Source organism: Candidatus Kapaibacterium thiocyanatum, from assembly GCA_001899175.1.
GTDB classification, from domain to species: Bacteria; Bacteroidota; Ignavibacteria; order Kapaibacteriales; family Kapaibacteriaceae; genus Kapaibacterium; species Kapaibacterium thiocyanatum.
In genome coordinates this window covers 47,486-62,917 of record MKVH01000003.1, presented here as the reverse complement: position 1 = coordinate 62,917, position 15,432 = coordinate 47,486, and the positions used below count along the sequence as shown (strand labels likewise).

At 58.3% G+C, this 15,432-nt stretch carries 6 protein-coding genes; all 6 read right to left on the bottom strand.

The genetic code is table 11. From position 1 onward, the window contains the following. Positions 1 to 29: 29 nt before the first annotated feature. Positions 30 to 938, bottom strand: a complete 909-nt coding sequence (locus BGO89_03870; protein ID OJX60961.1) for a glycosyltransferase — start codon at positions 936 to 938, stop codon at positions 30 to 32. Between the two features lie 149 nt (positions 939 to 1,087). Continuing rightward, positions 1,088 to 1,888 carry a hypothetical protein gene (locus BGO89_03865; protein ID OJX60718.1) on the bottom strand — a complete coding sequence of 267 codons (801 nt, stop codon included), beginning with the start codon at positions 1,886 to 1,888 and terminating at the stop codon, positions 1,088 to 1,090. Between the two features lie 72 nt (positions 1,889 to 1,960). Continuing rightward, positions 1,961 to 4,945, bottom strand: coding sequence for a hypothetical protein (locus tag BGO89_03860; GenBank protein ID OJX60717.1), 2,985 nt, complete (start codon positions 4,943 to 4,945; stop codon positions 1,961 to 1,963). A 150-nt stretch (positions 4,946 to 5,095) separates the two neighbouring features. After that, entirely contained in the window at positions 5,096 to 6,265 is a 1,170-nt protein-coding gene (locus BGO89_03855; GenBank protein ID OJX60716.1) for a hypothetical protein, read from the bottom strand. Positions 6,266 to 6,286: 21 nt separating this feature from the next. Beyond that, positions 6,287 to 8,290 (bottom strand): hypothetical protein, encoded by a 2,004-nt coding sequence (locus BGO89_03850; GenBank protein OJX60715.1) that lies wholly within the window; start codon positions 8,288 to 8,290, stop codon positions 6,287 to 6,289. A gap of 144 nt (positions 8,291 to 8,434) precedes the next feature. Beyond that, positions 8,435 to 15,394, bottom strand: coding sequence for a hypothetical protein (locus BGO89_03845; GenBank protein OJX60714.1), 6,960 nt, complete (start codon positions 15,392 to 15,394; stop codon positions 8,435 to 8,437). Between the last annotated feature and the right edge of the window lie 38 nt (positions 15,395 to 15,432).

Sequence of the window (15,432 nt, the reverse complement as noted above, 5' to 3'; positions counted from 1 at the left end):
CAACGACAGCAGGAAGCCAGGAAGGTTACCTAGAGTCGTTCACGGATGCTGTATCGCTGGCTTTCCATATTGTTCTTGACGATCAGCTCTCCGATCAGACCGATCGAGATGAGCTGGACCCCGACGATGATCATGGCGATGCCGAACAGGGCCAGCGGACGCTGGCTGAGCGACGTCAGGCCGAGGAACCATTCGATGACGAGGTACAGATCCGTCACGAGTCCGATCAGGGCGAACAGCGAGCCTACCGTGCCGAAGAAGTGCAGCGGACGCTTGACGTACCTCGTGGTGAACATCACGGTCAGCAGGTCGAGGAACCCCTTGAGGAATCTGCTCGCACCGAACTTCGAATAGCCGAACTTCCGTGCATGGTGCTGTACGGGGATCTCCGTGACGCGGAATCCTTCCCAATGTGCGAGGGCAGGAATGTATCGATGCATTTCGCCATAGACCTGTACGGTCTCGACCACTTCACGTCGATACGCCTTGAGCCCGCAGTTGAAGTCGTGGAGCTTGATGCCGCTCATGAAGGACGTGACGGCATTGAACAGCTTGGAGGGGAAGGTCTTGTGCCATGGATCGTGGCGTTTGCGCTTCCATCCGGATACGAGATCGAATCCTTCTTCCAGCTTCGTGATCAATGCCGGTATTTCGCTCGGATCGTCCTGCAGGTCCGCATCCATCGTGATGACGATATCGCCCTTGACGTCTGCGAAGCCCACGCCGAGTGCGGCGCTCTTGCCGTTGTTGCGACGGAACCGGATGGCCCGGAAGCGGTTGTTCCTGCTGTGGATGGAACGGATGACGTCGTACGATCCGTCCGTCGAGCCATCGTCGATGAACAGCACGTCGTATCGTCCACGTGCCACGCGCTCCAGCACTGTTTCGAGCCGTTGAGCCAGTTCCCCAAGCGATTCTTCTTCGTTCAGCAGCGGGATGACGACGCTGACGCTGGCATTGGTAAGCTGATCGACGTTATGACGATGTTGACGCCCTTCCGGCCGTCGGCGATAGCGCCGCTTGTGCTGGGATTGTTCACTGGCGTTCTGTTCTCCGCTCATGGTTTCCTTTCGAAGCCACGGTCTCGTTATTGACGGATGAAGACGGTACGTTGGACGTTGCCCGTGCGGTCGGCTACGTGCAGTACGTAGGCGCCGGGTGCAAGGTAACGCGTATCGATCGTTCCACGGCCATCGGCCACGTCCGTTTCCAGAAGAATACGGCCCTGCTGGTCATGGATCGACGCATGGACACCACCCGTCAACGTCGTCGATACATCGAGCTGGTCGCCGCACGGAACGGGCCAGGTGCGAAGACGATCGTTCCCCGCATTCATTCTCTCCCCGGTGACACCGACGGTCGTGGTGTTGTACCATACGAGAACCTTGTAGCGGTTGATCGAGGGATTGTTGACCACGACGGGCTGGGTGGAATTCAACCGGGCCTTGATGATGTTGTCCGGGAAGTCCGTGTATCCGTCGATGAGGTACGCCGAGTCGATGACGGCAGGAATCGGCATGCTCCACGAGAACTCGAGGGAGCCGCCGGTCCAGTTCACGCGGACGTCGTAGGTCTCCTGGAAGCGCTCCAGGGGCTTCAACTGGCGGACGTCCTTGGGACTGAGCCACAGCGGCTCGGCCGTCGGGGCCACCGTCCACACGTAGAACACGTCCGAAGGCAGGGGCAGCGTGGGAATTTCGCGTTCGCCCAGGGCGGTGTCGAGACCGCTCGTGGCGTCGCGATGTGCAGCGATCGTGAACGGGAATTCACGGCTTCCCTGCGGTGTGATGTTCTTGACGCGCAGGGAGAACTCCACCATCTGGGCGGACATGGCAGCGGCGCTGCCGAGTCCGATCACGACCATCGAGAGGATTGCGAGGATATTCATGGTGCACTTGCGTTGACGAGAATAAAAAAAGGCAGCAGGAACCTGCTGCCTTTTTACTACTGCATTCACGGATCAGCGAACGATCGTTACCGTGTTGGTCACGACGTTGTTACCGTTCACGAGCTTGACGATATAGCGTCCGGGTACGAGAGCGGTACCGTTGAGGTCGACGCTGAACATACCGGCGAGCTTGGCTTCGTCGATGATCGTAGCGACTTCTTCACCGACCATGGTGTAGAGCTTGACGGTGACGTGGCCAGCGGCCGGTACCGTGAAGTTCACGAGACCCATGGACGTAACGGGGTTCGGCGTGACGTTGACGCTGAGACCGCCGGCTACGGCATCTTCGCTCATGAGGCGGATGGACGGCGTGCGAGCATCCGTGATCTCGATGGAGTTGTTGACGTTGGCGTTGATGCGGCCGAGAACCGTACCCGTGACAGCGTTCACAACCGTATAGTTGCGAGCGGAGTTGTTGACCGTGACGGTCATCGGGAACGTCACACCTTGCAGGTTGATGACCGGGCTGGCAGCTTCTTCGACATACGACTGGTTGCTGAAGCGAACATCGAAGAGTTCGTACGGCGGAACCGGCGGCAGTTCGAAGACGTTGCGTGCGGCAACCGTACCTTGTTCTGCGATGTAGAGATTCGTGTTCTTGTTGCTGTTGTCGCGAACCGTGACTTGCGTCGAGTTCGACGTTACGGCATCACGAACGGCCGAGAAGTTCACACCGCTCTTGCCTTGGCTCGTTGCGCGGATCTGGAGGAAGGCTTGACCACGGATCTTCATCCAGTAGCCGATACCAGGGGAGAGTTCGGAAACGGCTTGGTAACCGCGATCCGTCACGTACTGGTAGATATCGCCTTCGATCGTGGGAGCCGAAGCACCGACCGGGATCAGGTTGACGACTTCCGTGCTTACCGGCGTGGAGAGAGCACCGATCGTGTTCCAGCCATCATAGAGACGTGTGGGGAACATCTGATCGTCGATACGGCGGATGCGCGTACCGGCGATCGTGCGATCGATCTGATCGGAATACTTGATGAAGTAACCGACGCCAGGCTGGAGGCTCGTTTCGTTGGCCTGATAGCTGTTCTGAGCGAAGCGGATCGGAATGTTCAGGGCGTTCTTGTAGATGTCCTTGTAGTACGAGGACGACGGGTTGACAGGCAGCGAGAGAAGGTTCCAGCCCTTGTTGATGACCGGATAGGTGATCACCTTGGGAAGCGTGTACTCGATGATGAAGGCATTGATGTCCGCATCACGGATCGTGTACGAATACTTCGTGCCACCGATGCTCGTAGCCGTGCGCATGTTGACGTTGAAACGCGAACCTGCCAGCGTGTCACGGATGAAGAGATCCGACGACGGCGAGAAGTCATCCGTATCCCACGAAACGACGACGGGATAGTTCAGAGCGCTGCCGGCGTTGAAACGACACTTGTAGATAAGGGTCGTATCGGAGTAGATGTCACGGATGTCACGCGAAGAAGCCTGTGGACGCGTAGGCGAACCGGCCCACAGATCGCCGAGACCGTAGGGATAGATATCCACGCCCGACTTGTCCATCGGATACCAGCGGGCACCGAAGGCGTCGAGAGGCGTCGAGTAGATCGTTTCACCGAAGAGCGTATCGACGAAGTCCGTAGCGCGGTGACCGACACCCATGTAGAGGTAGGTGCGCTCGATAGGATTGTTCGAGTTGCGGACTTCGATGCGGATACCGCGTGCGGGCAGTTGGGGTTCACCATCGTAGTTCGTCGCATCCGAGAACACGTTCGGTTCGAACGGAGCGCGGAAGTAGATGAAGGTAACCTTCAGGCGAACCGGCGATACGTCCATCGTGGGCGACTTGAACGTGATGTAGCCCGTATAGATACCGGCAACTTCACCACCATCGCTGAGGGGCAGTTCGTTCGGATCGCAGATGATGCGGAAGTTCAGGTCACGACGGAGAACCGTCTGGTCGCCCATCGGCGTAACGCCGCTGATGGTACCGAGGATACCCTTGTCCAGCATCGGAACGACGCCTTCGCGGACAGGTTGAGCGAACGGATTGACTTCGCCAGGACCGCCCTTGAGGAAGGAACGGAACTTCAGCCAGGGTTGGTCGGACTGAACGAGCAGTTCCGTGAGGCGCGAGCCGGGAACGGCATTGATGACGTCGATGTCACGCGTACCGAGACCGTTTTCCGTGTCTTCGTACGTGGAACCGTAGTCGATCGTGATCGGGTGAACGACGTACCATTGAGCGTTGTTCGTATTGTCGACGGAGTCGACGATACGCTGCTGGCGGTTCGATACCGGAATGTTCGTGAAGGACAGGCGCGGAATTTCGTCCGTTACCTGCAGCCAGATCATACCAGGACGCGAGTAGCGGGGAACGTCACGGTTCTGCTCGATGTTGTTACCATCGATGTAGAAGTTGTCGACGCCACCGAGACCGGCATAGAGACCCGGTTGCGGATCATCGGGGAAGGGCAGTTCCTTACCGACCTGGAAGTCGTTGTAATACAGCGTGTCGTTCGTGAGGATGATCGGCGTCAGGGCGCTTACGGGGTCACCGGCCGGGTTGGCGATGACGTTGAAGCGGACGTAGAACATCTCGACGAAGGGACGCTGATCGCAAGGATCATTGACGTTGCCGGTTTGCGGCAGGGGCTTGGCCGAAATGGCATCGATCAGGACGCGCTTGCCACGGATACGGTTGGCTTCCGGTGCATTGATGACGGACTGGTAGGTCGTGTCATCGGCAATGTTCGTCGTGAACTCGAAATCCTTGGCCAGGCATGCCAGCGGCGTGCCCTGAAGACCACGATTCGGACCATTCTTTTCGACACCAACGAATTCGAGAGCACTGCGGTCATACTGCAGCTTCATCTTGAAGCTGAAGATGGGGAATGTCTCATGTGTAGCCGTGCTGCGCCAGCAGTTCTTGATGAACACCGGAACGAGTATCTGACGCTGGCCATTGGAGCCGCTGCGCGGAATCCAGATGCGCCCGTCAGGATAGTAGTCCGGGTTCCATCCGGCCGCAGCGCCGGTGAGAGACAAGGTCGGAAACTCAGGCCTCTGTGCTGAAGCCTGCTGGGACCCGAGCCCCGTCAACACCGCAATTAGAAGAGCAACACCCAACTTGGCGCTGCCCCCCCAGAGAGCATATCGACGATTCATACGATCTCCTCTGATGAGTAGATTAACTGATTATTTCAACACCATTTTCACACTTGGAAGCCCCTTGCGGACCATCTGCACGAAGAGCGGGCCGGCCGGGGCTGACTGCACTGGAATCTGGACCCGATTCTCCTTGACGTCCGTCACCTGTGCGATGACTTCTCCTAGCAAAGAGTATACCGTGATTGATTCCGGCTGCCGATGAAGGCACTGAACGATGATCGTTCCATCGCGAAGAGCGATGTAGTCAGTGGCTTCATCAACATCCGTATCGACCGTCGTGGTGTCCTGCTTCCTGGAGTGCAGCGAGATGTCCGCGCTACCCGTCGGCCTGATACATCCACATTCGAGTGACGACGTCATGTGTACCGAGAGCGTCTCCGTCGTGTCCTTGCTGTCTGTCAGGGAACGTACACTGTATCGGATCGTCACGGAATCGGCCAGTACGTTGACCTTCAGCATAACGCCCGAAGTATCCCGTTGGTTACCGCTCAGTTCGAGGTCCTTGACGTTGGCATCTTCCGACCATACGCTGACGATCTCGAAGACGTCGGGTCTGGACAAGGCCAGCTCGAGGCTCAGGAGGCTGTCCTTCATGCCCTTGCAGCGAAGAACGATCTCACCCTCGGCCGTGGAATCGTTTCCCTCCATCAGCAATGCCAGGTCGGTCGGGAAGGCACCGAGATCCGGACGACTCTTCGGTATCGCCACGGAGACGACCGAATCGGTCCTGTAGACCTCGACCTTGCGCTTGAACTCCTCGTTGAACTCTGGTGCGAAGGCCACCGTCAGGTTCGTCGACTGATTGCAGGTTCCGATGTAGTCCCCGGCTACGGCGAAGAGTGGCAGCTTGCCACGCGCCGGCCTGGTCAGCCCTGCAGCCGAAACCCATATCTCACCCTTCGTCACGAAGTTGAAATATGGACTATCGAAGAGATCCAGTTGCTCGGACAGCGTTCCGGACTTCAACCCTGTCGTGGGCCTCATCCGGGATGCGTCATATCCAAGTATGATATCAAAGGACAATAGACTGTCTGAAACATATACCTCGCCGATATCGGCCACGATCAGCCAACGCTGTTCCTGGCCGCACATGTCGATGATACGCTGGCTGGTCACCTTGAGCGTATCGGCAGCGAGTGCCGAGGCGATGCTGCTGGTCATCCCGAGGATGACCAGCAGCAATGTGAACCTCGTCATGTTTCTCTTCCGGACGTTCGATTAACGAACGACGGTAACCATGTGCGATGCCTGCACACCTTCACCATCCACGCGGACGATGTAGGCACCGGCAGCGACGTTCGAACCATCCCACGTTACCGACAGCGTACCTGCCGTAGCAGCGCCGTCGAAGATCGTGCTGACCAGCTTGCCGAAGGTATCGAATACGCGAACCGTATACGTACCGTTGACAGGCAGATTGATGGCGAACGACGTGGACGTGGACATCGGATTCGGATAGGCCGACAGCATGTTGTCGGTTTGTGCCGAACCGTTGTTCAGCGCCTGATCGGCACGTTGTTGCTCATTGAAGCGGATGCCCGAGAAGGCATAGGAAGCTTGTTCCTTGACCGTCACGTAGGCGACGGGCTTGCCTTGCTCGAAGGAACCGTTACCGATGACGACGGCTACGTTGTCGCCGTTGTCGACGGAAACCTTACCGTTTTCGCTGTTGACGGGCGTCAGTGCTTCGATGGGGCTGTTCGTGTTGAACTTCACACCGAAGGCATCGGAAACCGCACCGTTGACGAAGACGGGGATACGGACGAGACCATTACCGACCGGCGTAGCGGCACCGAAGGTGATGTCGGTTGCCGTGTTCATGTCGCCGACCTTGCCGAAGTGGGGACCAACGGTATCGTTGTCATAGATCCACGGCAGGTAGGGCAGACGGCCCGAGATATAGCGCATGATGAGTGCGGCATCGTACTCGGTCACTTCGTAATAGATCTGGGACAGGTTACTGACGTCCGGAGCACGTCCGTTCACGCCGTAGAGACCATCACCTTCGAACATCACGCGAAGGACCTGCTTGCCCGTGGTGGGCAGAACGACTTGACCAGGGAAGTACTGCTCGACGTCGATCGTGCGGCGCCAGATGACGATGTGCGGCGGCGTGGGATTCAGGATCGGATCGATCGAGTCGGCCGTGAACGCACGGTTGAGCTTCGTAAAGTAGAAGCGACCGGAGTGGTTCACATCGCCCTGATACGCTTGACGCTTCCAGACGGAATCGAGCAGGCGGCCGGTGGCGATGGAACGCATGATGACACGTGCATCGTTGGCCGTTACGCGGCGATTCTGGGGAAGGTTCTCGTGGCGCTGGTTGCGGGCAGCCGACGTATCGGCGTCACCGTAACCCCACATGTCGAACGTGAAGCGAACGATAGCCGTGAAGCGGATGACAGCGTCGCTACGACCGCCCGAAGGCTGCCAGATCGACGTGCTGTCCGTACGGACGTTCGCACCGAGAGCCGGAACATAGACGAGACCGTTCCAGAAGTCGGAAAGGAAGCCGGGGAAACCACCGTTACCCTTGATACCGACCGTGGCGTTGCGCGTTACGACCGTCGTGTTGGACGTATACGGATTGCCACCGACCTGACCGTAGGCGAATTCGATATCGCCCTGGTAGTTGTCGTCGGACGGAGCTTCGTACAGGCGAGCCTGGAAGTTACCGACCGAGGAGTTGATGGACTGGTCGTTGATGTTCAGATTCTTCCACTGGATGATCAGGCAGCGGCGAACCGGCTTGATCGTATCGCAGTTTTCGTCACGATCGACGTCGAATGCCCACGAGATCTCGGAAGGCATGTAACCACCGGCCACATCGATGGGCATGCGGTAGCGGTGATCGCCCCAGAAGGGAGCGACGACATTGTCGGGATACGATGCGGAATTCGTGAAGAGACCCACCGATTGCTTGGCGGGAACAAGCTTCGTGTTGTCGAAGGTCGCGAAACCGTTGACACTAACCCAAATACCTGTTTGCTCCTGACCGTTGTAGTTGAAGCGGAACGTCGCCGGGAAAGCAACGAACGCATAACCGTCATCAACGTCGTTGATGTTGGTCGGCGGTAGCACAAATGCCGTCGGCGGGAGTACGTTCTTGTTCAAGCGCGATACGGGGCAGACATCGAGGTCACGATAGGGACGACCTACCTCGAGCGTGGGCTGGCGAAACTGATTGAAGATCTGTTGCGCCATCCCGTCCACCGCACCCATCGCAATCGAACAGAGTACTACTGCCGAAGCAATGAATACCTGTCTTTTCATACTGGACTCCATGGGTTACAATTATGTTGCTTTTTCTTCGAGAGCCGGGAAGCAGGCCGGCATCTCGCGATGCCGGCCTCTTCGTGTTCGAGATTAGCGGACGAGAACGATCTGCTGCGTGACCGACTTCGTACCGTCAGCGATGCGGACGGTGTAGAGGCCGCTCGACAGAGCAACACCATTCGAGGTGCCATTCCATTCAATCGTGTGGCTGCCTGCCGAGAACATGTCGTTGGCCAGCGTGGCAACCTTCGTGCCGATGGCGTCATAGATCTCGACCGAGATCATCTTCGTGCCAGGCGTGCTGAACGAGATAGCCGTGGAGCTGCTGAACGGATTCGGTGCCGTCTGCGTGATGGCGAGATCGGTCGTGATCGTGCCTTCGTTGTCGACAGCCGTCGTGTAATCGTACACGATGATGAAGCCCTTCAGAGCGTCGCGGATGATGATGATCGTATCGCAGCCGTTGGCCACCTTGTGCTGGATGTCAGCAACCGAACGACCTTCACCGGTCTTCATGTTGAAGCTGAACTGAGCACCGTTCGATACGTCGTCACGGATGTAGTACGAACCCGGTTCGTCGGTCGTGCGATCAGGGATCTGATTGCGACACCACGAGATCTTGACCGGATAGTAAGCCGAGCTTTGACCCGTTTCGCCACCAGCCTGGAAGCGGGCGCGATAGATGGCTTCACCAGGTGTAGCCGAGTGCGGGAAGATGTTGCGCAGCGTACCGTTGCGGTTCGGAATCGTCCAGCGAGCGTCGAAGACGTCGATGTACGGAACCGGAGGCAGTTCGTATTCGCAATAGTTGGAGTCGAGGCGGCCATAGCTGCCGTCTTCGTCACCGCGCGTTGCGATTTCCGTCTTGTTCAGACCGAAGGTCAGGACCTGGAAGGCACCGAGGTTGTTTTCGACACGGACGTCAGCGGAGAAGCGCGTTTCAGCGGAAACGGCAACCTGGTAGACGAGCGTGTCTGCAAGGCCTTGCTTGTCCGTCACGACAACCTGGATGCGGATGCGGCCGTTGACCGGTACACCTTGCAGGTTCGTCGTGCTGATGCGAACGACTTGCGTATCTGCGATCGGGCTCGAGAGCGTAGCAGGCGTGAAGACCCAGTCACCAGGCGTATCCAGAACCGAGAACGAGAGTTGCTCGTTGGCGGCCTGCGTACGCTTGAGATCGATGTCCGTTACACGGATCGTGTCTTCGTAGGGCTTGCCGAAGTCGACGCACTTGATGATCGGCGACGAGAAGAGGTGCGGCTCGTGGTTGCGAGCGCGGATCGTGAGATTGATCGTGCGCTGATCCTTGAGGCCACCCTTGTCCGTCACGAGAACCGTTACCTGAACGACCGTATCCGGGTAGGGCGTATCCGTCACGCGCGGCGTGCCGTAGAGCAGACCGGATTCGCGATTGATCTTGAGCCACTTCGGCGTCGTCTTGTTCAGAGCGATCTTGCCGGATTCTTCGAAGTACGGGTCGATAGCGACGCTATCGCGCGTTTCATCCGTGTAGATGAGTTCGAAGTTCTGAGCTTGACCCCAGTTCGGATCGTAGACCTTGATGCGGCGAGCGGAATCGAGGAGATGGACGTTGTAGTCTTCATCCTCGAGAGCTTCGGGCAGGTCAGCCGTGATGATCTGCGGTTGCAGGTTCACGAAGACGCGACGCGTGTAGTAGTTGATGCCACCGTGACCGTCGTTGGCGACGATCGTGAGCAGCGTGTCCGTATTGAGATCGTCGTTGACCTGGCCAACCGGCGTGAGCAGGTTGATGGCTTCCTGGCGAGCGATACGGATGTTGATCTGACCGTTCGTCATGAAGTCTTCACCGAACTGGTCAGCTTGTGCGCCGTTGTTGTACTTGCGCATGTATTGCGTGGACATCCAGACAGGACGCGTGATCTGGACTTCATCGAGCGTCGTGTCGCCCGGTGTTTCACGGACGGCCGTCGAGAGGAAGCCATAGGCGGTCTTACCGTAGCGGAAGTCCCATGCACCGTAACGCTGTACGATCGCGCGGTTGTTGTCCACGGCAGCCCTGTCTTCGAATTCATCATCCGTGTTGACGTCGAGCATGAAGCGGAGCGAGTCCGTCAGGTTCGCGACATACTGGATGTTGACCGTGTCAGCCTGACGGCTGTTGTTGCCAAGCGGATTGTTATAGATTTCATCCGTGATGGCGTTGGGAGCGACGAGGCGACGACCGACACGCGAGTTCGAGACCAGCATGCGGAGCGTATCCAGGTACTCACCGTTCTTGTAGGTGTTCGTGTCGACGGTCGTGGGATCGAGAACGATCGTCGTGTCACCGGCAAGGAAGTTCGTGTACTGCGGACCACCCGTACGCGGCGGCTTGTGAGCCCAGAGGAAGCGCGGCATCGAATCGACCACGTAGATGCGGAAGCGATACGACGTCGTGTCCAGCCAGCCGTAGTTGACCGTATCCTGTTGCAGGAAGCGGGCATTCGTGTTGGCTTGATCGCGTTGGTCGAGCGGAAGCGAGTTGTTGTCGTACTCTTCGGCGTGGAAGTAGCTCGGATAGAGATACAGCCAGCGGCTGATGACGTCTTCGCTATAGCCAGCCTTGCGGAGCGTGTCGACGATTTCGAGCGACGGCGGGAAGTTCTTGGCCGTCACTTCGATCTCTTCGCCACCAGGAACGATGTACGGGTTGATCGGGCGGCCGCGAAGGATGCGGTATCCGACAGCGCCCCAGCTCGTGCTGTTGTCGTCACCGGCGTCGACGAGCGTGTCGCGCAGCCAGTACTTGAGAGCCGAGTTGTCGTCGCTGATCTTCCAGAAGTACGAAAGGTAGGCACCCTTCGTGGAGTCCATGATCACGCGCGGATCGTAGAAGCGGTTGATGTCGACGGCCGTGATCGAGAAGATCGAGTCACGTTCCGTGTAATCGAGAGATACGATCGGTTGACCGGTCGAGTCGGCCGGATAGGAAGCGGGTTCGTTGAACCAGCTGCCACGACCACCGCCGCGGGGCGATTGTGCTGCCGTGATCGGCGTGTAGAGACGGTTCTCCGTCACGAAGACGCGGTTGCGCATTTCGGGGTGGAGAAGGGGCGAGTTGGCAAGCGTATCGCCAGCACCGGTGAGAACCGGAGGATTCGACGTCGAACCGATGCGGAACGACAGAGCGCCGTTGATGGCAGGAATCACGCCTTCCTTCCACAGTACCGTACGGGAGACGACCGTTACTTCGTCACCTTCACGGACCGGAAGAGCACGGTAGCGTTCGCCACCGAAGTACGTTTCCTTGCCACCGTCGTTACCCGTATTGGAGAACGGCAGGCCCGGGCGGTTGCCGAGGCGGAAGCCATTGCCACCGAGTTCACCGAGAACGGTGGAACCTTCCCAACGACGGCCAGCCAGTGCGGAAGAATCTTCTGCAACGGCGTTGGCTGCGAGTACGGAGAGAAGCGTTGCACCCGTACCGTAGGAAGAGAGACCTTCGTACGAACGACGGATGTTCGGATCGCCACCGAAGCTGGAGTCCGGAACGAGTTCTACGCGAGCGCGGAACGTCGTGTCCGTGAGACCCTTCTGCTTCATGTTGACGCGGATGTAGTCACCGGTACGTTCGTTGATGACGAAGAATACCGATTCGTTGATCGCGCGGGGATCGTTGTTGCTGATTTCGGCCGTCTGATCGTAATCGGCACGAGCTTCGAGGAAGAGCGGATAGCCGATCGGATGATCGCCGATGAATTCCGTCTGGACCTTGCCGATGTAATCGAACGTTTCGGCATCGAACGGATCACGCGTCGTACGCTTTACGTACTTGTTGTTCGAAGGCTGCGTAGCATCTGCGAACAGACGGATGGCCGGAGGAATACCGACAGAGAAGTCTTCGATAGGCGACATGCGGCGGCGCGAGTAGTCGGCCGTCTTGATGTCCGTACCCTTGTCGAAGATGTCATAGACGCGGCCTTCCATGAGAAGCGTATCCGGGATCTGATAGATCGGAATCGGCTTGTACGTGAAGCGCCACGTGGATTCGAACGGACCTTGTTCCGTCACGTTGTTCGACGGAATGCGCATGAAGCGCAGGTGCGTCTTGCCATTGCCTGCGATGAAGAACGTTTCCTGCGTACGCTGGAACGTCTGGTTGCCCGACAGCGGAAGGATGGTGTTGACGTTGGCTTCCGTACGGCCCCAGTAGTTGCCGCGGAGCGTGTCGACGCCACCGAAACCGATACCCGTCGTGCCGGCGAGAACACCCTTGGTGTCCTGAGCGTCCGGAAGGCGGATGATGAAACGGGCGTTGTTATCGTAGATCGAGTTTGCGGCGTAGCTGTAGGAGGTCCACGGAAGCGGGCCTACGACTTCACCATAGAGTACTGCACCGGCGATGTCGCTGGATGCGAGGTTCTCGTCACCGAGGAAGGGACCCGTGATCGTGTCCGTCGTACGACCGATGTCGCTCGTAGCCGTGTTACCCGTGATGAGCGAACGCTGGAGAGCGAGCTTGAGATCGTAGTTGTCGGAGTAGATAGCGGCACCGGACCATGCGGTGTTGTTCTGGATGCGGACGCGATCGAAGGCGAACGTGTCGACACGGACACGGATGCTGTCCAGGATGTAGACGGCACCACCGAGACCCGTACCGTTTTCACGGATACCGGCACCCGGGTGCATGAGGTTGTTGGCATTGCCACGTTGCGTCACGCCGCTACCTTGACGGTTCGGGTTGGCGATGGCGATGTTATCGTAGAAGCGCGTGAGCATGCGTTCGTCCGGACGCGGCGAAGCGGTCTGGAACGTGAACACGTCGTTGCGGGGCGTATAACCGACGGCAACACCTTGGGCGTTGTCGATGATGTTGTCGAGATCCGTTACGACGAAGCGCTTGCGCGTGAGCGTATCGGGCGTCACGACGGCAACAGCACCACCGTTACCGTGCCATACCTTGTTGGCGCGGAATTCAACACCCTTGATGACGTTGAGGTCGGCGTTGATGCTGTAGAGACCACCACCACCGCGAACGATGGAAGCGACCGAGTCGTTGACTTCACCGACGCGGTTGTTGACGAAGTTGGCGCGGACATACCGAAGAACGCGTTGTTCGATCGGCAGACCCGTCGGCAGTTGAACGCTGACGGCACCACCGGAATAACCAGCCGTGTTGTTCGAGAATTCGACACCGTACGTGGAACCGTATACCCAGAGAGGTCCGCTGACGCCGCCGGCGCCGTGAACCATCATGTTACGTTCCGTATAGATGGCACCACCGTCCGCAACGGCCTTGTTGTCGCGGAACTTGATGTTGAAGCCATAGTTGCGGGCAACGATGACGCCGTCCGAACCACCGATGTACGGGGACAGGGGAGCGTTCGTCGTGGTTGCAACGTAGATGGCACCACCACGACCCGCCTCGTTGGAGAGGAAGTGCGTGGCAGGGTTGTTGTCGAGACCACCGCGGACGTGTACTTCACCGACCGTGCTTGCAGCGTACACGGCACCACCTTGCGAGTAGGTAGCCATGGACGTGATGGGGTTGGTCGTGTTGACGTCCGTGATGAACGGAACGATCGTCTTGTTGGAAGCGTAGCGACCTGCGAGATAGATGCTCGTGCTGTCACCACCGAGGTAGAGGGCGCCACCCATGGCACCGTGCGTACGCTGGTTGTTGACGAGTTCCGTCTGCTGGCGGTTTTCGGTGTAGTTACCGACGAATTCGATCGTGTCCTTGCCCTGGAAGTCGTTGACACCGAGGCCGACGAGGATCTTGTTACGACCGGCGATATAGACGGCACCACCGAAGGCTTCGTTCTTGTGCGAACGGTCGATCGTTCCATGAACCGTAGCCGGGCGGTTGACGTCCGTTACGACACGGATACCACCGATACGAACCGTATCGACATCCGAAAGAAGAACGCGGTTGTTGATGAAGCGCGTTTGACGAATACGGCCGAGGTACATGGCAAGACGGGCATCGTCGAGCGATTGACGCTCGGCATCCGTCAGAGCCGGTTCCGGACCATTCGTATAGAGAAGGTCGATGGCACGGAGATTCTGTTGAATCGGCTGTGCCGTCTTGCGATCCGTGAGATACGGATTGACTTGTGCGGGATAGATCGAAAGTGCGTTGATCGTAGCCTGGCTGACCGTCGGATAGACCTGAAGGGGCGTACCGACATACTGGTCGACCGGAGCCTGGAGTACCTGGAGAGCACCGCCACGGAAGCGGGCCATGTTGTTGCGGAAGTTACAGCCGACGATCCAGGTACGAACCGAGAACGTCGTGATGGCACCGCCACCACCGTTCGTGGCACGGAGCAGGTTGTCGTTTGCCGTCGTCTGCTGTGCACGCGTCATCGCCTGACCAGCGGAGTTCGCGAGGTAGATCGGCTCGTTGTCGACCGTCGTGTCCTTGCGGAAATTCAGGAAGTCGACATCGCGGAAGAATGCGGCGCGCGCACCCGGAAGAACGACGATGTGACCCCATTCGCGCGAGAAGTTGTTCACGTCACCAGCGATGAACGTGATACGTGCCGGGCGAACGTCGATGGGATTGCCGGCCTTCTGACGGAACCACGGATTCAGGCGGATCGCTGCCTGCGAACCACCGTACTCCAGACGAGCAGCCTTATACATGACGGCTTCGGCAGGAGTAAGGTTCTGCAGATTCGGATCCGATCCGAGATCCACGTGGAATACGACGCCATGCTTCGACGCATGGATCGTCGGCTCCGTGGCGATCGTGCTTGTCACGACGCCGGGAGCACCGAAGTAAGAAGGATCGTCATAGCCCGTATAGGGCGGGAGCAGCGGATTGACCGCATTCGCATTGTACGTGGCTGACGCTCGTCCGTCAGCAAGGATCCGGCCGCCAGTCGAGTCAATGAGTCGACCGTTCGGCAGGAACTCCACGCGGGTTCCGGGCTCGATCACCAGCGTACCACCAATTGTGTACGTGCCGCTGATGCGGTAGACGGTGTCGCGTACGAATACGCGCACCGCGCCCGGAGGGAGACTACCGCGCACCTCCACGTAGTCCTGAGCTCGGACCACGGAAAAGGCGGCGGTAAGCACAAGCAGTAGGCTGCTTAAACGAAACCAACGTTGCATAC

What these genes read in the sequence shown, in the direction of transcription:
- BGO89_03850 (OJX60715.1), bottom strand. Translation starts at nt 8,290, where the DNA reads ATGGGTGCGGTGGACGGGATGGCGCAACAGATCTTCAATCAGTTTCGC.
- BGO89_03855 (OJX60716.1), bottom strand. Translation starts at nt 6,265, where the DNA reads ATGACGAGGTTCACATTGCTGCTGGTCATCCTCGGGATGACCAGCAGC.
- BGO89_03865 (OJX60718.1), bottom strand. Translation starts at nt 1,888, where the DNA reads ATGAATATCCTCGCAATCCTCTCGATGGTCGTGATCGGACTCGGCAGC.